The organism is Flavivirga jejuensis, assembly GCF_030540765.1.
GTDB lineage: Bacteria > Bacteroidota > Bacteroidia > Flavobacteriales > Flavobacteriaceae > Flavivirga > Flavivirga jejuensis.
In genome coordinates this window covers 117,336-139,321 of the sequence record NZ_JAUOEL010000004.1, presented here as the reverse complement: position 1 = coordinate 139,321, position 21,986 = coordinate 117,336, and the positions used below count along the sequence as shown (strand labels likewise).

The 21,986-nt window shown below is 32.2% G+C and carries 22 protein-coding genes; 15 read left to right on the top strand and 7 right to left on the bottom strand.

Features of this window, described 5'->3' with window-relative positions:
* Positions 1–128 precede the first annotated feature (128 nt).
* Positions 129–821, top strand: a complete 693-nt coding sequence (locus Q4Q40_RS12260; RefSeq protein ID WP_303302122.1) for a carboxypeptidase-like regulatory domain-containing protein — start codon at positions 129–131, stop codon at positions 819–821.
* A 206-nt stretch (positions 822–1,027) separates the two neighbouring features.
* Here Q4Q40_RS12260 and Q4Q40_RS12255 read toward each other — a convergent pair whose 3' ends face one another.
* On the bottom strand, positions 1,028–1,663 hold the full coding sequence (locus tag Q4Q40_RS12255; protein WP_303302121.1) for a hypothetical protein: 636 nt from the start codon (positions 1,661–1,663) through the stop codon (positions 1,028–1,030).
* Positions 1,664–1,827: 164 nt separating this feature from the next.
* A complete protein-coding gene (locus Q4Q40_RS12250) occupies positions 1,828–3,489 on the bottom strand; it encodes an FAD-binding oxidoreductase (RefSeq protein WP_303302120.1) in 1,662 nt (553 codons plus the stop codon).
* Between the two features lie 400 nt (positions 3,490–3,889).
* On the opposite strand from Q4Q40_RS12250, the gene Q4Q40_RS12245 reads away from it, so the two are divergent.
* The 3 genes from Q4Q40_RS12245 to Q4Q40_RS12235 all read left to right on the top strand — a co-directional run bounded on the left by Q4Q40_RS12245 (position 3,890) and on the right by Q4Q40_RS12235 (position 6,894).
* Entirely contained in the window at positions 3,890–4,207 is a 318-nt protein-coding gene (locus Q4Q40_RS12245) for a helix-turn-helix domain-containing protein (RefSeq protein WP_303302119.1), read from the top strand.
* Between the two features lie 66 nt (positions 4,208–4,273).
* Complete coding sequence (locus Q4Q40_RS12240) at positions 4,274–4,834, top strand: carboxymuconolactone decarboxylase family protein (RefSeq protein ID WP_303302118.1); 561 nt, start codon at positions 4,274–4,276, stop codon at positions 4,832–4,834.
* Between the two features lie 140 nt (positions 4,835–4,974).
* On the top strand, positions 4,975–6,894 hold the full coding sequence (locus Q4Q40_RS12235; protein WP_303302117.1) for an alpha-L-fucosidase: 1,920 nt from the start codon (positions 4,975–4,977) through the stop codon (positions 6,892–6,894).
* A 520-nt stretch (positions 6,895–7,414) separates the two neighbouring features.
* Here Q4Q40_RS12235 and Q4Q40_RS12230 read toward each other — a convergent pair.
* Both Q4Q40_RS12230 and Q4Q40_RS12225 read right to left on the bottom strand, forming a co-directional pair.
* Positions 7,415–7,981, bottom strand: a complete 567-nt coding sequence (locus tag Q4Q40_RS12230; protein WP_303302116.1) for a Crp/Fnr family transcriptional regulator — start codon at positions 7,979–7,981, stop codon at positions 7,415–7,417.
* Positions 7,982–8,155: 174 nt separating this feature from the next.
* Entirely contained in the window at positions 8,156–8,509 is a 354-nt protein-coding gene (locus Q4Q40_RS12225; RefSeq protein ID WP_303302115.1) for a 4Fe-4S dicluster domain-containing protein, read from the bottom strand.
* Positions 8,510–8,585: 76 nt separating this feature from the next.
* Between Q4Q40_RS12225 and Q4Q40_RS12220 the strand changes: the two genes are divergently transcribed.
* The 10 genes from Q4Q40_RS12220 to Q4Q40_RS12175 all read left to right on the top strand — a co-directional run bounded on the left by Q4Q40_RS12220 (position 8,586) and on the right by Q4Q40_RS12175 (position 19,496).
* Positions 8,586–9,644 carry an acyl-CoA reductase gene (locus tag Q4Q40_RS12220; protein ID WP_303302114.1) on the top strand — a complete coding sequence of 353 codons (1,059 nt, stop codon included), beginning with the start codon at positions 8,586–8,588 and terminating at the stop codon, positions 9,642–9,644.
* A 76-nt stretch (positions 9,645–9,720) separates the two neighbouring features.
* Positions 9,721–10,785 (top strand): 3-phosphoserine/phosphohydroxythreonine transaminase, encoded by a 1,065-nt coding sequence (gene serC / locus Q4Q40_RS12215; RefSeq protein WP_303302113.1) that lies wholly within the window; start codon positions 9,721–9,723, stop codon positions 10,783–10,785.
* Between the two features lie 134 nt (positions 10,786–10,919).
* A complete protein-coding gene (locus tag Q4Q40_RS12210; RefSeq protein WP_303302112.1) occupies positions 10,920–11,870 on the top strand; it encodes a D-2-hydroxyacid dehydrogenase in 951 nt (316 codons plus the stop codon).
* A 116-nt stretch (positions 11,871–11,986) separates the two neighbouring features.
* Positions 11,987–12,625, top strand: a complete 639-nt coding sequence (locus Q4Q40_RS12205; protein WP_303302111.1) for a DUF937 domain-containing protein — start codon at positions 11,987–11,989, stop codon at positions 12,623–12,625.
* 251 nt (positions 12,626–12,876) lie between these two features.
* On the top strand, positions 12,877–13,296 hold the full coding sequence (locus tag Q4Q40_RS12200; protein WP_303302110.1) for a hypothetical protein: 420 nt from the start codon (positions 12,877–12,879) through the stop codon (positions 13,294–13,296).
* A 70-nt stretch (positions 13,297–13,366) separates the two neighbouring features.
* On the top strand, positions 13,367–13,810 hold the full coding sequence (locus Q4Q40_RS12195) for a DUF6146 family protein (RefSeq protein WP_303302109.1): 444 nt from the start codon (positions 13,367–13,369) through the stop codon (positions 13,808–13,810).
* Between the two features lie 36 nt (positions 13,811–13,846).
* On the top strand, positions 13,847–14,149 hold the full coding sequence (locus Q4Q40_RS12190) for a DUF6787 family protein (RefSeq protein ID WP_303302108.1): 303 nt from the start codon (positions 13,847–13,849) through the stop codon (positions 14,147–14,149).
* Positions 14,150–14,523: 374 nt separating this feature from the next.
* Complete coding sequence (locus tag Q4Q40_RS12185; RefSeq protein ID WP_303302107.1) at positions 14,524–16,923, top strand: TonB-dependent receptor; 2,400 nt, start codon at positions 14,524–14,526, stop codon at positions 16,921–16,923.
* Positions 16,924–16,941: 18 nt separating this feature from the next.
* Positions 16,942–17,514, top strand: a complete 573-nt coding sequence (locus Q4Q40_RS12180; protein WP_303302106.1) for a type 1 periplasmic binding fold superfamily protein — start codon at positions 16,942–16,944, stop codon at positions 17,512–17,514.
* 1,025 nt (positions 17,515–18,539) lie between these two features.
* Positions 18,540–19,496 carry a sensor histidine kinase gene (locus tag Q4Q40_RS12175; RefSeq protein WP_303302105.1) on the top strand — a complete coding sequence of 319 codons (957 nt, stop codon included), beginning with the start codon at positions 18,540–18,542 and terminating at the stop codon, positions 19,494–19,496.
* On the opposite strand, the gene Q4Q40_RS12170 is transcribed toward Q4Q40_RS12175, so the two are convergent.
* Both Q4Q40_RS12170 and folE read right to left on the bottom strand, forming a co-directional pair.
* Positions 19,493–19,774 carry a hypothetical protein gene (locus tag Q4Q40_RS12170; RefSeq protein ID WP_303302104.1) on the bottom strand — a complete coding sequence of 94 codons (282 nt, stop codon included), beginning with the start codon at positions 19,772–19,774 and terminating at the stop codon, positions 19,493–19,495. The two genes, Q4Q40_RS12175 and Q4Q40_RS12170, sit on opposite strands and share 4 nt — an antisense overlap.
* 58 nt (positions 19,775–19,832) lie before the next feature.
* The gene (gene folE, locus Q4Q40_RS12165; RefSeq protein WP_303302102.1) at positions 19,833–20,420 is read right to left on the bottom strand and encodes a GTP cyclohydrolase I FolE; all 588 of its coding nucleotides are present in this window, start codon (positions 20,418–20,420) and stop codon (positions 19,833–19,835) included.
* A gap of 444 nt (positions 20,421–20,864) precedes the next feature.
* On the opposite strand from folE, the gene Q4Q40_RS12160 reads away from it, so the two are divergent.
* A complete protein-coding gene (locus tag Q4Q40_RS12160; protein WP_303302101.1) occupies positions 20,865–21,527 on the top strand; it encodes an ABC transporter ATP-binding protein in 663 nt (220 codons plus the stop codon).
* A 35-nt stretch (positions 21,528–21,562) separates the two neighbouring features.
* Here the strand turns inward: Q4Q40_RS12160 and Q4Q40_RS12155 are convergent, their stop codons facing one another.
* On the bottom strand, positions 21,563–21,982 hold the full coding sequence (locus tag Q4Q40_RS12155; RefSeq protein ID WP_303302099.1) for a hypothetical protein: 420 nt from the start codon (positions 21,980–21,982) through the stop codon (positions 21,563–21,565).
* Positions 21,983–21,986: the final 4 nt, after the last annotated feature.

The window sequence follows — 21,986 nt, the reverse complement described above, 5'->3', positions numbered from 1 at the left end:
GACAAAGTTCATCACTTTTTAGACAGCCTCCTCTTTTTTTATACCTATTGTTAAACTTTTTATAAAGCCCTCGATCCCTCATGTAACATTCTTGTAATGTATTCGTCAATCTTATGTAATCATGAATTATGAAAAGATCGATCTTACTTATTACATTTTTCTTTATTACCATTGGTATCCAGGCTCAAAATATCACAGCCAAACTAGTTTCTAAAAGTAATAATACGCCCATACCCTATGCGACCATTAAAACAGGTGAACTTAGCGGTGTTATTTCTAATGAAGAAGGTTACTTTAGCTTAAACTCAGAAGATATTCAGCATAAAAACGTTACCATTTCTTGCCTGGGCTATCAAAACAAAACACTTAGCATTAAAGACATTAAGGCTTTAAATTATGTGATTTCTCTAGAGGAAGCCATCAACCAACTTAGCGAAGTTTATATAAGTAACAAAAAACCACATGTGGATTCCATTATCGCTAAAGTAACAATGAATCTTAGCGAGAACTACGATAGTAGTCTTAACAAGTACACTATCTTTTACAGAGCTACAGACTATGCTAATTTTAAAAGTTTAGATTTTGAAATTGAAAAAGCATCTCATGTAAAATCTAAAAACTTAGAAAAAGCGAATACCAGTTTAGACTCTCTTTCCAAACATATTATTTCCAGCAATATTATTGATTTTTCAGATTTTAAAGGCGAGTTATTCAATTTAGATAAAGATAGTAGCAAACTTGTTGTAAATAAAGCAACCAAACTTATCGACTACAAAAAAGACTTCTCTATTGAAGCGGTACAAGAAAAAGCGCAAACATAAGAACAAAAGACGAGTATAATTATAGTTCTCTAATTCAAAATCATTAAATCCTTCTTTAATTGTACCAGTTACAAATTGGCACTAACATCATAGCATGAGCATAGAACAACAAGGTCTTTTTAGTTAAATTCTATATTTTTGGGTCTTGCGCAACGATTACTGGTATTAGTTTTAGTACTTTTTTCGATTATAATTCTTTTCTTTTTCTATACGTTTTCAAAAAACTTAACTGCATATTTACAATATTCTATGATTAAGTCTTTATCAGTATCAAATTCCTTCCGTTTTTTTAAAAAATTATTAGAAGTTAAAGTGATTTCTTTTCCTTCACTGAGTTCTTTATATGAAATACACTTTATATGCTTTTTGGAAACAAGAACAAATAGAGTGTTTTCGAAAGGGTAGTCACCATATTTAGTAATATCCTTTAATTTTAGTTCTCCACTTGCTCGATATTTGACTTCAATAAAATGTGCTTGATTGTCTTTGAATACAACAAAATCAGGCATTTGTCGAATATTTTTAGAAACATCTCCCCTAACTCCTTTTAAAAGATCTTTTATTCCTGGAATCGAGTTTTCCATTCCGTAACTGAACACTTGAAAGCCGAGTGAACGGAAAAGTTCTTCAACAATTGTCTCCGCAATTCGACCTTTTATAACTCCTGAAATCCAAGGGTTTTCTTTCGATTTATGTTCTCCTTTTTTGTTTTTATTTCCTTTTTTTTCAGGTTCCTTTTCTGCAACCAATACTTCTTTAGATTTTTCGTCTTTTTTATAACATGAAAAACAAAGTCCACCATTAAATTTTGTGTATTCTCCGCAAGTTATACATTCAGCCATATTTATTCTTTTTTATTAAATATTCGTTTTTTTCATTAAGAAATTTCGATTCTGCAAACTTGCTCTCATAATAAAACTAACGGTTTAAATTGTGCTTCAATACCGTTTAGGTTTGTTAGTAATCGTTTCATGTAAGTTACATATAGATAAATTGATATCATACATTATTCAATAAGTGGAGGAATACTCATTTTAAACTTAAACAACTCATTAGGGTCTTGTTCCGCCTTGATTTTACGGAGGCGAGACAAATTATTTTCGCCATAATAAATCTCTAAAAGTTCCAATAAACCTTCATGAGTTTCTGGATGGTCTACTAGAGATTGGTCTACAAAATTAATAAATGATCCTTCTGTAAAAGGAGCTATATTCAATCTAAAATCTTTTACCCATTTAACATATTCATCATTTCTAGATTGATTATCAAATGCATTACTAATATCATCCCACCAACCTTGAATTTGCAAAAGATAAGGTTTATCAGAAAAAGCAAATACTCTTTTATCTACGTTCTTTTTTACAGCGCCTCCCAGACAATGGAAACTCATGTACTTGCTTACATCTCCATAATAGCAACATTTAGATAGGAAATCATAAATGCGTTCTGTCATCTCTGAATTATCATCGCATGTATATTTTTTCGGAAAGCTTGATGAAACTTTATGCGGATGTGGTTGGTCGCAAGTTGATGTAGGTGCAACTGGAAGGACTCTATAATTTCGATGTTTACACTCGTTAGTCGCCCTAATTTCTTGCTCTGGTGTACTTGTCGGATTTAGGAAATTAGCAAGAATCGATTGATGCCTGGCTAATGAAGCATGTGTTTCTTTTTCCGACTTGGCTAAACTTTTCTTTTTTGAAGCATAGCACACTTCTTTTAATAATGTAAATTTTGAATCTTCAGGGATAAGGTCTTCTCCAAAACATTTTTTGAGGAGTTTTATTAAATCAGTTTTGGTTCCATAGAACTGACCTCCCATTCTACCATCTACAAAACTTTTTTGACCTTCTTCTAATTCTCTTATCCCATCACAATCGAGGTCTTTTTCATCTGGATTTGCTAGTATCATAGTACAAGATGAAGAAAGCGCTGGGTCTAATTCAACCTCTGTGGATGCATGTAAATTCATCCAGACCCGAATAACCTCTTTTACATCTTCTGGATGCTTCCATGTTAATCCAAATGTAGTAACATAATCAGTTAAGGCAGATAATTGAAACTTGAATCGGGTTACTACTCCAAAATTTCCACCTCCTCCACCTTTTAATGCCCAAAACAACTCTGGCTGATTTTCTTCCGACACTATTTCAATGGTTCCATTTGCCAAAACGATCTCTGCCGCTAAGATACTATCGCAGGTCATTCCAAACTTACGAATGGAATACCCCCAACCTCCTCCTTGCGTTAACCCTCCAACATTTACAGATTGACAACCTCCTCCTGGAATAATTTGTTTTTCTTTTTCGAGTTCTGTGTATACACTATCTAATTGTTTCCCAACTGGTATCCAGGCCTGGTTAGGTTGATTATCAATATATTCAATTTTATTCATCTCAGACAAATCGATAATAATCACGCCATTTCCAGAGCACATCCCTTCATGCTGATGTCCCCCCGATCGTATTCTAAAAGCTTTATTATTTTGACTGCAAAATTTAACGCAGTATTGCACATGACTTGCGTCTTTACAATATGCAACCGAAACTGGTTGGTATCCAAATCGCGTATTGGAGATCACCCGTGCGTAATGGTACAAGCTATCTGTTTGCTCGATTATCCTTAAGCCTTTAGGTGCTAGGTTTTTAAAATTAGTAGTGTTAGACATATATGGTTAATTGTTTGGTTAATATTTATCTTGAAGCTCTAGCACTTCAGGATCAATAAATGAGGTCATGTGTAATGACATTTAATGCTTACTAACAACTTGATATAAAACGGTTTTTATGTTTTATATCTAATTACAAACGAAGTTACAATTCTCATGCAAGAAAAACAATACAAAAAATTTAAGAGATGACACAGTCTGTGAGCGAAACCGAAAGGCTCGACCAGACATATAAAAGTATTTGATAATTTTTGTCATGTACTAAACCATTTTGTAAAACATAACAGGAATAATATACCTATTTTTATACTTTAAAATCCCGAATAGGCTATTATAAACTAACAGCGTAAAATTCAGTTTTAACCTGTAGCCCTATTTTAGGACGAAACATTCGATAAAAATGGAACTATTAGAAAAATTTAAGGCATTAGTTGATAAACATTTCATTGAAGAACACAACATTTCTTTTTACGAAAGGCAAATGAAAATAAAACCAAAATATTTAAGTAAATTATCTAAAAAACTTAATCTGGCACCGCCTTGTCAAATATTGCTTCAAAAACAGATTGATCACAGTCAACACCTTTTATTGGATACAGAAAAAACCGTAAAAGAAATTGCTTACGAAATGAATTTTCAAGACCCTTATTACTTTAGTCGCGTTTTTAAAAACAAAACAGGAGTATCACCTACAAAATATAGAGAAATTAATAAGTGAACCTTTGTCTATTGTTTCCCCTCTTTACTAATATTAATTTTACGTGATAATTTTAATCGTTAGAAAATGAAACAATTTATTAAGCACACTATTGAAAGTGCTCCAGAAGCATCCAAAGATTTACTAAAATATGGAGAAAAAAAATACGGAATGCTACCCAATTTATTCCGTTATATGGCGGGAGCTCCAGCTGCTTTAGAAGGCTATGTTAATCTATTTAATACGTTTTCTAAAACATCCTTCTCTGGAGGCGAACAACACCTTGTTTTATTAGCGGTAAGCATAACTAATGAATGTGACTATTGTACTGCTGCACATACGCGAGCTGCAAAAGCTAATGGTATTTCTTCTTCTATTTTAAATGCAGTACGAAAAAAAAGGGTGTTAGAAGATGACCGTCTGAACACTTTAATTAACACCACTAAAAAACTAACAGAAACAAGGGGAAATATTGATGCTGAAGACTTAAATAAGTTTTATGATGCAGGGTTCTCTCCTGAGAATATTATGGAACTCATAGTAGGGATTTCATTAAAAACCATAGGTAATTATATTAATCACGTTACAGAAAATATAATCAACGATGAACTGCAACCTTTTGCGGTTGGTAAAGAAATAGGAGATTAAAAAAACGGATTTGTAGCATCAAATTTAGTCTTTAATTTTTGCATATAAATTTGTATTATATTTGAGAATATATTAATTGGATATAGACAATTGTCTATATCCAATTGTTAATATGTATATATAATACTATAATTATGCAAATGAAAAACAATATAAAAACAGCCTTAATAACGGTGTTTTGCATTGCCATATCATTGGTATTTGTTCAATGTAATAATACGGTAAAGACGGATAAGCAAACTAGTCATAAGCCAATTATTCCACCAAAGCCACGATTACAGATGGATATAGCAACGGGTAGTCCTGATCTACAATGGTGGAGGGATGCTAAAACCACTCGTGACCAACGTTTAGAAGACTGGCGTGATGCGCGATTTGGTTGTTTCATTCATTGGAATGCTTCTGCATTGCTTGGAAGTAACTGGAAAGGAAAAGCCTATCGTGGTTATGGAGAGCACATACAACGAATGGCAAAAATACCTTGTGAGGAATATCGACGAGATGTAGTTGGTAAATTTAACCCTACTGAATTCAATGCCGATGCGTGGGCAAACACTATTCGGAAAGCAGGTATGCGATATGTAATAATCACAGCCAAACATCACGATGGCTTTGCTGTGTACAATTCGGATGCTAGTGATTATAATATGCTAAAAGCCACTCCCTTTGGGCGTGATCCAATGGCAGAACTAAAGGCTGCTTGTGATAAAAACGGACTGGATTTTGGATTTTATTATTCTCATGCTTTCGACTGGGGAGAACCTAATGGACCAGGTAATGATTGGGATTATAAAAATCCAGGTGGTGACAAACATTTATTTGCATCAAAAAAAACGAAATGGTTTGATGAGCACCCAGAAATCGCTCCTCGAATTCGTAAATATGTTGATGAGAAATCAATACCGCAAGTTCTAGAACTCATCAAAAAGTACGATCCCGATTTCTTATGGTTTGATACCCCACATAAGCTACCTCCCGAAGAGAATCTTCGTATAATGGAAGCTGCCCGTGCCGCCAAACCAAGCATCGTAATCAATAGTCGTGGTGTACAAGGTTACGATGGTGGTCCAGACCATTTTGGTGATTATGAGAGTACTGGCGATCGCGCAGTTGATTTCCCAACAAAAGATGGGGATTGGGAAGCCATTCCTACTACCAATGAATCGTATGGTTATAGTGAGTCCGATCGTAGCCACAAAACACCTGAATACCTTGTTCGTGTTTTGGTAAAAGCAGTAGCAAGAGGAGGTAACATGCTTCTCAATATTGGTCCTAAAGGAGATGGTTTAATTGATGGTGCTGATATTAATATACTTGAAGGCATAGGCCAATGGATGGATGTTAATGAAGCGAGTATTCGTGGTACAGTTCGTACAACACTCCCAGTACAAGCATGGGGTGAGTCTACTAGAAAGAAAAATACATTTTACTTACATGTCTTTGATTGGCCTACTAACGGAGTTCTTCAATTAGGAGGTTTTTTAGGTAAAGTGAATAAAGCATGGCTTTTGTCTGATAAAAATCAAATTGCGCTATCACTTAAGCGTACAGATAATATGACCGTACAATTTGAGATCCCATCAAAAGCTCCAGATGCAGCGAGCAGTGTGATTGTTGTTGAGGTGGATGATGCTAAGAATGTCGATTCTCACCGTCTAATATCAACAAGCCAAGACAATACACTTCGTGCTTTCGATGGAATAGCAGTTGGCGGTGAATTTAAATATGGAAACGGTAAATCAACGAATAACGGTGTTTCTGGCTGGAAAAATAGTGATCAAGCTATAACATGGCCAATATATCTTTCTGAAGCTGGTAAATTTAAGGTCATTGCCGAATACAAACCTTACAAGCAATCAAATAAGTTTGTTGTTGAGGTTGGCGGGGCAACACTATCAGATAATACAAAGACCAACGAAAAAGGTTATATTAAACATGATCTTGGAAACATGGATCTTTCATCAGGAAATCAGATAATTAAAATACATGCTGATGGTATCCCTGAAGGGGATATTATGGAATTACGTGCTTTACATTTTACACCAATTTCAGAGAAATAACTAAATCGCTTTTGCAGACTGAAAGTCTTCTTCATGAAATACCGAAATGTAAAAGAATAATCATGGCAAAACTAATTTAGTGTAAAGTCTAATCTTTAACTTGTGTAAACTATGTCCCTTAACGAACATTGGGTACGTTGAAACGTGAATTCTACGTAAATCAAAAAGGCAAACAATATTTTGTCAATTCCGAGGTCTGTGTTAAAAATTTTAACTAGCGGATGAAATGACGTAATTGGGGTGTCATTCAGAAGGCTATCGAAAACAAAATATATTTTGTTTGAAGATATAAGCGAAGCTTACGACTGAAGAATCTTTAGAGATTAATAATGAAAGATTCTTCGCTTTGCTCTGATGACAAGCAATTGAAAGTTAACTATTTAAAAAAACGTCAATGGTAGCGAAGCGAAGAATCTCTATAATTAACTTAACATGGCAAAACTAAATTTGTGTGAATTTGTTAAACTTTTCAATCGGCGTGGTTCATTTCAAAAGTTTTAAAAAGCTGAATTAATTCACTTTAAGAATGTATTTTTTTTCTAATTCTGCTTAAACTTTCGGGATGAATTCCTAAATATTTAGCTATTTTATTAACCGGAATATGAAAGATATAATCTGGTTTGTCTTGGAACATTTCAACATAACATTCTTCGGCTGTTTTTGTTAAAAGAGCCTTTTCTCTATTAGATTTTCTTATATAACCATGTTCGGTCATAATTCTTCCAAACTTATTTAAATCTAATGAATGCTCATAAGCTTGCATCAAGTCTTTATGCCTAATAACTTCTACTTCGCAATCCATTAATGCTACAATTTGAACATCTGTAGGACGCTGATCTAAAAAGGATGTAAGTCCACAAAAAAAATCTTTTTCAAAAAAGAAATCAATTACTTTTTCAGACATGTAACTTTTAATAGTCATTTCAACAATACCATTGTTTATAAAATATAACGAGTCCTCTACCTGCCCATAAACAGTAATAATTTCTCCTTTTTTAAAATGCCTTTTTTTTACAGGAAAAAGGAATTCTTCATAGGATGCTATAGAAGTGCTTAAAACGGCATTATAAAACTCTAAAAAAGTCATGTCTTGATTGCTATAAAATGATGATTAAATGTCTTAAACTCTTTTATATAGATACCTTTTTTAGCTAGTGGTTGCGTTAAATTATCTACAACCGTAAAAATATTTTATTCTTTCAAAAAAAAATCCCAAGCAAAAGCCTGGGATTCATTTTATTATTATAAGATCGATTATAAACTATCCTTCAGGATGCATAAAACGTTGTTTAGCTAATAACTCTTCTTCCGTTTCTACAATATCCTCATCTGGTACACAACAGTCTACTGGGCAAACCGCAGCACATTGTGGTTCATCATGAAACCCTTTACATTCTGTACATTTATCTGGAACTATGTAATAAATCTCATCACTTACTGGTTCTTGCGCCTCGTCTGCATCTACTTCGGTTCCATTAGTTAATACAACAGCACCTTCCAAGCTAGTACCGTCTTTATAACGCCAATCATCGGCGCCTTCATATATTGCTGTATTTGGGCACTCGGGTTCGCAAGCACCACAATTTATACATTCATCTGTTATTATAATAGCCATAGCATTTTTTCTCTTGAGTTTGCTTAAATTTGCTGACACAAAAATAACGCCAAAACCATTCATAACCAAATACAGAATGAATTTACAACAAAGAATTAACGCTTTTGTAAAATTAGGAGATTTTTTAAGCCAATTCTCTAATGAAGTTATTGTAAATAAAGATAATATTAAACACAACGATATATTTTTTGATGGTTTTAAGCATCAATTAAAACTGGCCGAAGAAAACAATGGTTGGTTTACTCAGGAGAATATTCGGTTTTCGCTTCAAGGTTGGATAGAGTCCTTAGCGTCAGACAACTTAAACAAATGGTTAGAATCTTATCAAATTAAAATTACGAAGCCTAAACAAATTGCTATTATTATGGCGGGAAATATACCTTTGGTAGGTTTTCATGATTTTTTATCAGTGCTTATTTCTGGGCATCACGTCTTGGTAAAACAGTCGTCAAACGATAAACACTTACTCCCCTATTTAGCAAAATATTTAGAATGTATTGAACCAGAATTTAAAGGTCGTATCGTTTTTACAGAAGATAAAATAGAAGGTTTTGATGCCGTAATTGCAACTGGTAGTAATAATACAGCGCGTTATTTTGAATATTACTTTAAAGACAAGCCTTCCATTATAAGAAACAACAGAAATTCGGTGGCAGTTTTAAACGGAAAAGAATCCAAAGAAGAACTCGAAGCGCTTTCTGAAGATATTTTTAGATATTACGGTTTGGGCTGTAGAAATGTATCTAAACTATTTGTTCCAAAAAATTATAATTTCGATGCTTTTTTTGAAGCCGTGTATCATTGGCATCCAATTATTAACAAAGCAAAATATGCTAATAATTATGATTACAATAAAGCTGTATATTTAATGAGTGAATTTGATATGCTAGAAAATGGCTTTTTAATGATAAAAGAAGATGAAAGCTACGCCTCCCCTATTGCTACTGTTTTTTATGAATATTATAATTCTACAAAACAATTAAAAGAAAAATTAGATGCAGAAAAACACCAAATTCAATGTATTGTATCTAATGGATTTACAGAAAATGAAATCACATTTGGCGCCACTCAAAAACCGCAACTTTGGGATTATGCAGATAGTATTGATTCTATTGAATTTTTATTAGCAATTTAGCCAAAAAATTATTGATTTTTTAACATATAATACCCAATTAATTAGGAACTTTGCATCTTAAATTTTTTTACAAAAAATGAAGAAACATAACTTTAGTGCAGGACCAAGTATTTTACCACAAGAAGTTTTATTAAAAGCTTCTGAAGCCATTGTTGACTATGATAATAGTGGTTTATCTTTAATAGAAATTTCTCACAGAAGTAAAGCTTTTGTCGATGTTATGGAAAAAGCTAGAGCATTAGTTTTAGAATTACTTGGCTTAGAGGGAAAAGGCTATAAAGCTTTGTTTTTACAAGGTGGAGCAAGTTCTCAATTTTTAATGGTTGCAATGAACCTTTTAGAAAAAAGAGCTGGTTATTTAAATACAGGTGCCTGGAGTCAAAAAGCAATAAAAGAAGCCAAACTTTTAGATGATATATATGAAGTAGCATCTTCTGGAGAAGCTAACTTTAATTATATCCCAAAAGGATACGATATTCCTTCAGATTACGATTATTTTCACTGTACCTCTAACAATACCATTTTCGGAACGCAAATGAAGGCATTCCCTAAATGTGATATTCCAATGGTATGTGATATGAGTAGCGATATATTTTCACGTCAGTTAGATTTCTCACAATTTGATATCATCTACGCTGGAGCACAAAAAAATATGGGTCCTGCAGGAACAACCTTAGTTGTTGTAAAAGAAGATATTCTAGGTAAAGTATCTCGCAAAATCCCTTCAATTATGGATTATAAAATCCATATCAAACAAGGAAGTATGTTTAATACACCTCCTGTATTTGCTGTTTACACATCTATGTTAACATTAGAGTGGCTAAAAGGGCTTGGTGGAATTCCTGGAATTGAAATAGAAAACGAAAAGAAAGCACGATTAATGTATTCTGAAATTGATTTAAATCCGTTGTTTAAAGGATTTGCGATGAAAGAAGACCGTTCAGACATGAATGCCACATTTAACTTAGTAAATGATAATTTAAAAGATACTTTTGAAACTATGCTTAAAGAAGCTGGTATTAGCGGTGTTAATGGTCATAGAAGTGTTGGTGGTTATAGAGCATCTATGTACAATGCACTCCCTTTAGATAGTGTAAAAGCATTGGTTGAGGTGATGAGTGAATTAGAAAGTAAAGCGTAAATTATAGTTTCCAGTAGGCAATAGCAATTTTAATTAAGTGCTTACTCGAACTCTAAAAATAAATTTAATAAAATATAAAGCTAACAGGTTCTAATAACTTTAAACTTTATATTTTTCAACTTTAAACTTAAAGAATGAAAGTATTAGCAAACGATGGTATTTCGCAAAGTGGAATTGATGCACTAGAAAAAGGTGGTTTTGAGGTTATCACAACTACAGTAGCTCAAGAACAACTAATTAATTACATCAACGAAAAAGATATTACTGTTTTATTAGTACGTAGTGCCACTACAGTACGTAAAGACTTAATTGATGCCTGTCCTAATTTAAAAATTATTGGTCGTGGTGGCGTTGGTATGGATAATATCGATGTTGCATATGCAAGAGAACAAGGACGTAGTGTTATTAACACACCTGCAGCCTCTTCTCACTCGGTTGCAGAATTAGTATTCGGTCATTTATTTGGGTTGGCACGTTTTTTACATAACTCAAACAGAGAAATGCCGTTAGAAGGAGATTCTAACTTTAAAGGCTTAAAGAAAGCTTATGCAAAAGGAACCGAATTAAAAGGAAAAACTTTAGGTGTTTTAGGATTTGGTCGTATTGGTCAAGCTACTGCAAAAGTTGCTATAGGTGCTGGTATGAAAGTTGTTGCTTTTGACCCATTTATAGAAAATGCAAATTTAGAATTAGACTTTTTTGATGGTCAAAAATTGAATTTCGATATTAAGACAATTTCTAAAGAAGACGTTTTAAAACAAGCAGATTTTTTAACATTACACGTTCCTGCACAAGACGATTACGTTATTGGTAAATCTGAATTAGAGATCATGAAAGATGGTGCTATACTTGTTAATGCTGCTCGTGGTGGTGTGGTTGATGAAGTTGCCCTTGTAGAAGCGATTTCTAATGGAAAAATATCAAGAGCTGCTTTAGATGTTTTTGAAAAAGAGCCTAAACCAGAAATGCAATTATTAATGAATTCTGCATTGTCGTTAACACCTCATACAGGTGCTGCAACAAATGAAGCCCAAGATAGAATTGGTACAGAATTAGCAGAACAAATTATAAGCATATTAAAATAAGTCACATAAATGTGTGACTATACTGTTATATTTGAGTCCTAACTATATGTTAGGACTTTTTTTGTACATTGAACAATCAATTTAACTAACTAATTTTCAATTAAAAATAAAACAATATGGCAGGAATTTTAGACTTATTAAACAGCGATTTAGGAAAAACAATCATTAGTGGTGTAGCAGGCCAAACAGGACAAGATGAGAGTAAAACAGGAAGTGTATTAACTATGGCGATCCCTGTATTAATGCAAGCAATGAAACGTAATACGGCCACACCTCAAGGAGCAGAAGGCTTACTTAGCGCATTAAATGGTAAACACGACGGAAGCATTTTAGATAACCTAGGTGGTTTATTTAATGGTGGCGTAGATTCTAATGTATTAGATGATGGTGGAAAAATACTAGGTCACGTTTTAGGAGGCAAGCAACAACATGTTGAAAATGCTTTAAGTCAGAAATCTGGTATGGATGCTGGATCTATAGCTCAAATATTAAAAGTGGCAGCACCAATTTTAATGGGTGTTTTAGGAAAACAAAGCAAACAACAAAATGTAAGCAACTCAAGTGGTATTGAAAGCCTTTTAGGTGGTTTGTTGGGTGGCAATTCTCCTAAACAAGAACAAAGTTTTATAGAATCTATTCTCGATGCTGATGGTGATGGAAGTGTTATTGATGATGTTGCTGGTATGGTATTAGGCGGAGACAAAAAGAAAGGTGGTCTTGGCGGATTACTTGGTGGGCTTTTTGGAGGTAAATAAGTCAATAAATCATATAAAATATCAAGCGTCGAACATGAGTGTTTGGCGCTTTTTTGTTAAAATCATTCAAAAAAAGCTATTTAAGGTATGATTTTTGTAAATTTAGTTTGGCGAATTAAATAAAAAACCTTGAATTTTATTATTTTTTCCTCACCCAGAATTGCCCCAAAAAAAAGCAGTTCTAACTTCGCCAAAGGAACGATGTAATAGGAAACCCCGACCCAAGAGTCGAAAAATTTTTAGATTTTAGAATGAAGATTATTTTAAGAATATTATTTTTTGGAATTATTTTTCCTTTTTTGTCCTTTAATAATGAACCGACAGATAACCTAACAGATAAATTAATTGGGAGCTGGAAGTATAATAAGACCATGAAATTATATGTAAAAGTTAATAGCTTAGCGCCTAAAGAAACAGGATACGAATTCAAAGCTAATGGAAAAGTAGCTATTAAGCGTTTTTATGTAAATAAATGTGGTAATTCTAAAATATATAATAAGAACTACGATACGACATGGCAAACAACATCAGATTCAACATTAGTTATAAAATATCATTATAAGGATAAAATCACAAAAAAACATTTATTAATAAAAAAACTAACCACAAACTTTTTAGCATTTAAATATATCCCCTTAAATGCCAGCTCACTCAATGATAATGGGCATTAACTCATTCTTGTTTTTTTAACACAAGGCTATATAATACTTTTGAAGAATAAATCGAAATCCATTGAACGCTATGAAAAAAGTTATTTACATATTACTGCTATCCGCATTTGTTTTTAATTGTAATACATCCAAACCTATAGTATCAAATAAAAACAAATCTGAAAAAGAACTCGCGAAAACTGACAATGATACAGTTACTATTGCTAATGACGCGTTAGAATACGAGATTATTATTATAGAACCAGGTTTTAATACCTGGCTATTAAGTAGAGCCAGACCAGAAGGCTTCTATTCTCAACAATATCTAGAAACCAGAAACTATATTTATGTTATAGAATGGAATCAAAGAGTGCTTCAACCACAACGTTTTGATCCCAATTTATACGAATTGCAAATCGATTATAGACCTGATATAGACTATGGATACGAAGTTAATTACAAGCTTTTTAATTACTTTACCTATTTCCAATTAACATATAAACAGCGATTAGCAGGTTTTGTTCCTAGAATTTAAAGTCTTTTTATTTACTTTTGCATTTAAATTGCATTTGTGGAAAAATTAAAAAAACGCTGGGGTATTGACCATAATTGGCAAATTATTGTCATTTTATTTGTCTTTTCTGTTACTGGGTCTACAGCTTCCTATATTGGAAAGCCTATTTTAAACTATTTAAATATTACTACAGACGTACTTGGTAGTTTTGGATATTGGACCATCCGAATCCTTTTATTATTTATCATGTACCAATTTATGTTGGTTTTCTTTGGATGGATTTTTGGGCAATACAAGTTTTTTTGGAATTTTGAAAAGAAAATGCTTCGCAGAATAGGTTTAAAGCGCTTTGTAGATTAGTGAATCAAATAAAACAACATATTATATTCAAAATAGCAACCTTGTTACTGGTTGCTACTTTTCTTGTACCTACTGTTGTTAAATTTCATCATATTTTCTCACACCATGATCATGAGTATGAAGTTTGCTTAGGAGAAAAGTCAACACATTTACACGAAATAGATTTAGATTGTGAGTTTTATAAGTTTCAGCTTAATAAAAATTTCGTCTATACCTCTTTTAATGCTGATCTATTTCAGATACCATTATATCATAAAACATCTTCTTTAACATACAATTATCTTTATAATCATCGGCGATTATCTTTAACTCTAAGAGGACCACCCGTTTTAGTTTAAAAAATAGCTCATTTTTTAAAACTAAAAATCTTAACAATGAAATACTATGCATTGCTAATAGCTTGTGTTATATATAACTTAGCTAATGCTCAAGAATGCACATCAAAACTGTCAGGAAAAGTTAATGATTTTCATGATGGTTCTAATATAATTGGAGCAATCCTTCACATTAAAGAACTAGATATTTATACCACAACAGATCTAGATGGTGGTTTTGTGTTTCAAAATCTTTGTGATGGAAAAATAACAGTAACTATATCCCATGTGGGTTGTGACACCAAAGAATTGGATGTTGTGATTAAAGGTGATACCCAATTTAAAATAAATTTAGAGCATCACATAGAACAACTTAATGAAGTTACTGTAAATGGTCATCTTGTAGGAAAGCAATCCAAAACAAGCCAAGAAACGCTGTTAAAAACTAAAGATTTAGAGCTGTTTAGTTCCGGTAGCTTAGGAGATGTGTTAAAAAAAGTTAGCGGCGTATCATCCTTAAATACAGGTAGTACCATTGTAAAACCCGTTATAAATGGTTTGCATAGTAGTAGAGTTATTGTTATGACAAATGGTGTTAGGTTGCAAGATCAAGAATGGGGTGTAGAACATGCTCCAAATATTGATATTAATGCTTCTGGAAGTATTTCTGTAATAAAAGGCTCGGGAGCTTTAGCTTATGGTGGTGATGCTATTGGCGGTGTTGTAGTTTTAAACTCAAGCCCCACTATTTTAAAAGATTCGTTATACGGAAAAACCATTGTTAGTGGGCAAACCAACGGAAGAGGTTTTAGTTTAAGCTCTTCTTTATATAAAACCTACGCAACGGGTTGGTATATAAATGGGCAAGCCACAACAAAATATTATGGCGATTTTAAAGCTGCAGATTACAGCCTCACTAACACGGGTTTGAAATCCAATGGGTTTTCAATACATACGGGTTATAAATCTTTTGAAAAAGGCTTTAATATCTATTACAGTTATTTAAACAACGAAATTGCTATTTTAGAATCGTCTCATATTGGTAATGCTGAAGATTTAATAAACGCTATTAATACCCAGCAGCCCCTTGTTATTGATGATTTTAGTTATAATATAGGTTTCCCAAAACAAGATGTAACGCATCAATTAATAAAGGCAGATTTTTACAAGCGTTTTAAAAAGTTTGGGAAATTAAAAGTACAGTATGATTTTCAAAATAACCAGCGTTATGAATACGACCTACGCATAGGTGAAGATAGGTTTAAGCCTGCTATAGATTTAACACTAAAAACACATAGCATCAAAACCGATTTAAAATTAGACAGTAATATTGGAAATACATACGAAATTGGACTTTCTGGAAGCTCCCAAAATAACTTTGCAAATCCAGATACAGGTGTTAGAAGATTAATTCCTGACTATGATAAATACGATTTTGGGGTGTTTTTGCTTTCAGACTTTACACTTAATAAAAATGTATTTTTAGATTTTGGTGTGCGTTATGATTTTAATAAATATGACGCTAAAAAGTTTTATAAAATAAGTCGGTGGGAAGAGCTTGGGTATGATGCTGATTTTAGTAATTTAATTATTGATGAACAATCAACCCAGTACCTTACCAATCCTATTTTTGAGTATCACAACATATCTGCTTCAGCTGGTGTTGCTTATAATTTAAACACTAACAGTAAACTTATAGCAAACTACAGTTTATCTAGTAGAGCTCCAAATCCATCAGAATTATTTAGTGATGGTTTACATCATTCTGCTGCGCGAATTGAATTGGGAGATTTACGTATTTCACAAGAAAAATCCAATAGAGTATCTGCTAGTTATATCTACAATACAAGTGTTTTAAATTTAAGTTTTGAAACCTTTTACAACCATATAGACAATTACATTCTTATAGAACCCACGGACACAGAACAAACCATTAGAGGCGAATTTCTTGTTTGGGAATATAAACAAACTAATGCATCGTTGTTTGGAGTTGATTTAGATGTGCATTATCAATATAATAAACATTGGTTCGCAAGTAATAAATCCTCTATTGTAAAAGGACATGATATTTCTAAAGACAGACCTTTAATTGATATGCCTTCATTTAAAACAGTAAATGCGCTTAGTTATTCTAATAAAAAATGGTGGCATTTTAATAGTGAATTGCAAAGTGAATTGGTTTTAGCTCAAAATGAATATCCAAACAATAATTTTGAAGTATATATCCCCACAACAGACGAATTTGAATTATTAGATATAAGCACACCGCCACCAACCTACCATTTATTGCATTTTAACAGTGATATTACTTTAAATATATCACAAAAAACAAACCTAAACATAGGTTTACGAATTACTAACATTTTAAACACTTCTTACAGAGAATATCTTAACAGATTGAGATATTTTGCCGATGATTTAGGGAGAAATATTATGTTGCAATTAAAATTAAATTATTAACAAATTTAAAAATCTATTATGAAAATATTAAAAAAAATAACAATCTTATTATTTATATCAGCTTTAATTTTTAACAGTTGTTCTAGTAACGACGACAACCCTGAACTTGTTATAGAAGAAGAAGTAATTACAACAGTAACAGTAACATTAACACCTGAAGCTGGCGGTACTGATATTGTTTTAGAGTCTGTAGATTTAGATGGTGATGGTCCTGACGCTCCAGTAGTTTCTGTTTCAGGTAATTTAGATGCAAACACAACTTACAATGGCAGTATTGTATTGTTAAATGAAACCGAATCGCCTGCGGAAAATATTACTGAAGAAATCGAAGAGCTAGATGAAGAACATCAATTTTTCTACTCTACAACTAGTGGTATTGCAACATTTGAATATAATGATACAGACGCTAATGGAAATCCAATTGGTTTAGATTTCTTGTTAACAACAAGTACATCTGCTGCCAGTGGCACTATAACTATAATTTTGCGTCATCTACCTAATAAAGATGGTGAAAATGTTAGTGATGGAGATATTACAAATGCTGGAGGAGAAACTGATGTTTCTGTTACATTTTCGGTATCAGTTCAATAATATCCAAAAACATTTTTAAAATGCTCTCTTTTCTATAAAAGGGAGCATTTTATTTATTCTTAGTTTTTTTTAAACATAAATATATAACCACATCAATGTAAAAGCTGGTATAACATCTAACCTAGGAAGTGCTTCTTTAACAAAAGTTATAACACCCTGCATTTCTACCTAGTTTTCCTTTATAAAGTTTTGTCATTAAGCAACCTAAAACGGGAGATCAAGCAATAACTGATACAAAAACAGATGGTTATAATCTAATAAAAAAATTCTTGAAACTGACTATCCCTGAGGCTAGCCATAGGAGTATTTCGCCAGTTTCATTTTGCCTTTATAGAGGCAAAAATCGAATTTTGTTATTTTGCCTAACCCAGAACTGCCTTTTTTTGCAGTTCTGACCTCTACAAAGGAGCTACCGTGTACCCACATCTTTTAAAGAAGAGGTATATTTTATTATTTACTTTTCTTTGCTCGTCCAAAGAAAAGTAACAAACCTGCCTAAAAGACGGCAGGCAGGAGAAAAGACGCCCCTTCGAAGGAATTTCTTCTCGCGCTGCGCTTAAGAAGAACCAAGAACAAAATTTCGCGTCGCCCCATCACAGCATACAAGGCTATGCTCCTGGGTTTCGAAATTTTGTTCTTTATTCTTACGAAGGGTCTGGGCTTGCCTTATGGTCTGTTCTTAACGATTATTTTTGAGCCTTTAAAAATTTATAAATAGCTATTTCTTCTCCAATATTTGTGGGTACACCGTAGCTACAAAGGAGAGGTTAATTGGAAACCCCAACCCAAGAGTCGGAGAATTTTTAGATTAAATGGAGTCTTTGGAGGTCGTTTTAAATTATTTAAAAATGACTTGGAAGTTTCTATCTCTGGAACAAATCTAACTAATAAAAGATATATTAATCACCTGCCACGATTGAAACCTGATGGAATATTTAATATAGGTAAAATATTAGTTTGGGACTTACCTATTCTATAATGTAGAAAAAATCTTATATTTGAATACTACATAAACACAACATCCATTGAATAAATATTTATTTTTCATCGCATGGCTTCTTATTATTTTTAACATAAATGCACAAAACAATAGTTTAGATGTTATGTTGGATAGCATCCAAAAAAATGAAAGAGCAACAAAAAACAAATCTATCATAAAACAATATGAAACAGATACTTATATTAATAAAACAAAACATTTAACAACTCAAAATATTTTAATTGTTGTTATTGGGCTTATCGTTATTTTAATCTTTACACTAATTTTTATTATAAAAGTCCAAATTACTAAAAACAAAATCTTACGTTTTGAGAGTGAACAACAAAAAGCCAATGAAGAGATTTATACACTCATGCTAAGACAACAAGCCAAAGTTGAGGAAGGCCGCCTTTTAGAACGTCATCATATTTCTGAAGAGTTGCATGATGGGATTTTAAATAGACTTTTAGGGGCTCGATTGGGATTAGAGTTTTTATCGTTAGATCAAGGTAAAGACAAAGATAAATACACTTTCTATATTAATGAAATACAGTCTATTGAACTAGAAATAAGAGATCTTTCTCATGAATTAAAATACACACAATTAGATACTAACAAGGATTTCATTACTATTCTGGAAGGTTATATTAGTAATCAAAGTAATCTACATAGTTTTAATTATAGTATTAACCAAAACTGCAACATCTTTTGGGAAGATATTAATGATTATATAAAAGTGAATCTATACAGAATTATTCAAGAGTCCATTCAAAATGTTATTAAACATGCCAAAGCAAATACCATTACTATTAATTTCTCCTTAAATTCTAATAAATTGCTTTTAGATATTACAGATGATGGTATTGGCTTCAATTCCAATAAAGAAAGCGACGGTATAGGTTTATTGAATATAAAATCTCGAGTATCAAAACTTCAAGGTAATCTGAAAATTAAATCTGAAATTAAAAAAGGTACCCTATTAGCTATAAATGTACCTCTTTAAGCCTTATCTATAACATTGTCTTTCTTATTAAAAACATATGTATATAACCACATAAGTGTAAAAGTTGGTACCACATCTAAGCCAGGTAATGCCTCCTCAACAAAAGTTATAACACCAGCAATTTTACCAGGCTTTCCTTTGTAAAGCTTGGTCATTAACCAACCAGACATTGGAGCCCAGACTATATCTGAAAACTCACCAATTCCTGGAATTAGAAAAGACACATATCCAATAGCATCTAAAACAATACCAATTAATAGTTTTTTATATTTATTCATTAAGTAATATTTAATACAATTAGGATAAGCAAGAAACATACCAAACCCCACAATAAAACTACTTCCCTATCAACTTTAAAAACTCATTTCTAGTTTCAATTTTTTCAAATTGCCCTCTAAACCCAGAGGTGGTCGTAATAGAGTTTTGTTTTTGTACACCACGCATCATCATACACATATGGGATGCTTCTATCACTACAGCAACACCTTGTGGTTTTAAAGTATCATTTATACAATCTAAAATTTGTTCTGTTAAACGCTCTTGTACCTGTAAACGTCTTGCAAAAACATCTACAATTCTTGGTAATTTACTTAATCCGACAATTTGTCCGTTTGGAATATAAGCAATGTGAACTTTTCCAAAAAAAGGTAAAATATGGTGCTCGCAAAGAGAATACAATTCTATATCTTTTACAATAACCATTTCATTATAAGACTCTTTAAACATCGCGCTTTTTAGTATTTCAACAGGATCCTGATGGTATCCCTGTGTTAAAAACTGCATCGCTTTTGCTGCCCGCTCTGGAGTCTTTAATAGTCCGTCACGCTTAGTATCTTCCCCTAAGTCTTTAATAATATTTTCATACCTATTCTTAACATCATCCGTTACTTGAATATTATATTCTTCAAACTTCTTATATGGCATATTATTTTTTTATTTAAGCAATCTTATTTTCATTATTTTTTAAAGTTAAGCAAATTTCAACTTTTAACAACAAAGTAATTATGAACACGCTTAAAGAAATGGGAGTCGTTGAAAAAAATCATCAAAAAACTAATGTAAAATCAGAGACTGCAATAATCTAAAAAAATAGAAATAAAAAGTATTAAAACTCAAGGCAAGCCCTGAATTCAATAATAATAATAATAATAATAATAATTGCCCCAAAAATCGAGGTATTAAGTCTAGATTCCATTAAAAAAGTAGGATTAGTTCAACTTACAATTTTGAATGCGTCTTGCAGACTTTTCAAAATAGAGTTTCATTAATAAAAGAAATAGCTAATCTTTGCTCATAAATCCTTAAAGTAGTATTTTCACTGAAAAACAAGAATGATTCCATTTAGAGGTTTAATAGATTTATTTAAAAATGATTAAAGCAAAAAACATTCATAAGTATTACAATGATTTACACGTATTAAAAGGTGTCGATATTCATATTAAAAAAAGTGAGGTTGTCTCTATTGTTGGAGCTTCTGGAGCTGGAAAAACTACCTTATTACAAATACTGGGAACTTTAGATTCTGCTTCTTCTAACGAAAATTTTGAGTTAAATATAAACGATGTTAACATCCAAACTCTTAATGATAAAGGCTTAGCAAAGTTTAGAAACGAGCATATCGGTTTTATATTTCAGTTTCATCAATTACTTCCAGAATTTACGGCATTGGAAAATGTATGCTTACCTGCTTTTATAAAAGGCACTAAAAAAGTTGATGCAGAAAAACGTGCTATCGAGCTTTTAGATTTTTTAGGTCTATCACATCGGTATGATCATAAACCAAATGAATTATCTGGTGGAGAACAACAACGCGTTGCCGTTGCAAGAGCATTAATAAATAATCCCGATTTAATTTTCGCCGATGAACCTTCTGGTAATTTAGATAGTGAATCTGCCGAGACATTACACAGTCTCTTTTTTAAATTACGTGATGAATTCGGACAAACCTTTGTAATTGTTACTCATAATGAGGAATTGGCTAATTTAGCCGATAGAAAACTCACTATGGTAGATGGTAATATTTTAGTCTAAGAAATTAGCAATTCTTTAATTTGTTAATTTTATTCTTAATTGCTTATTTTTTTGAATTTATAACTACAACCCTCAACACATATTATAGTTGTTGGTATTAAAGTCAAGAAGTTTGATTCAAAACTCAAGCTATAAGAAATAAGACCATTATAATCTTGAAACTTATCACAATCATACATTAAATTTAATGTATTTGACTCTAATTCAAATTCGCCTGTTGTACAACCAAAAAAATCATCGGATACAAAATCACCATTGTTCGAAAAAGAATACTCAGCCCCATTCTCTACATCAACCTTGTATTGTGGGCCACCAGCGCTTAAATATTTTTCAACTAGCTTCCATTTTCCAAAAATAGAATTAGCATCAGTTGGATTATTTAAATTTTGTTCACTACTACACCCTATTAAAGAAATTAAGAAGATCGCAACAATACCTATTTTAAAATCATTCATTATT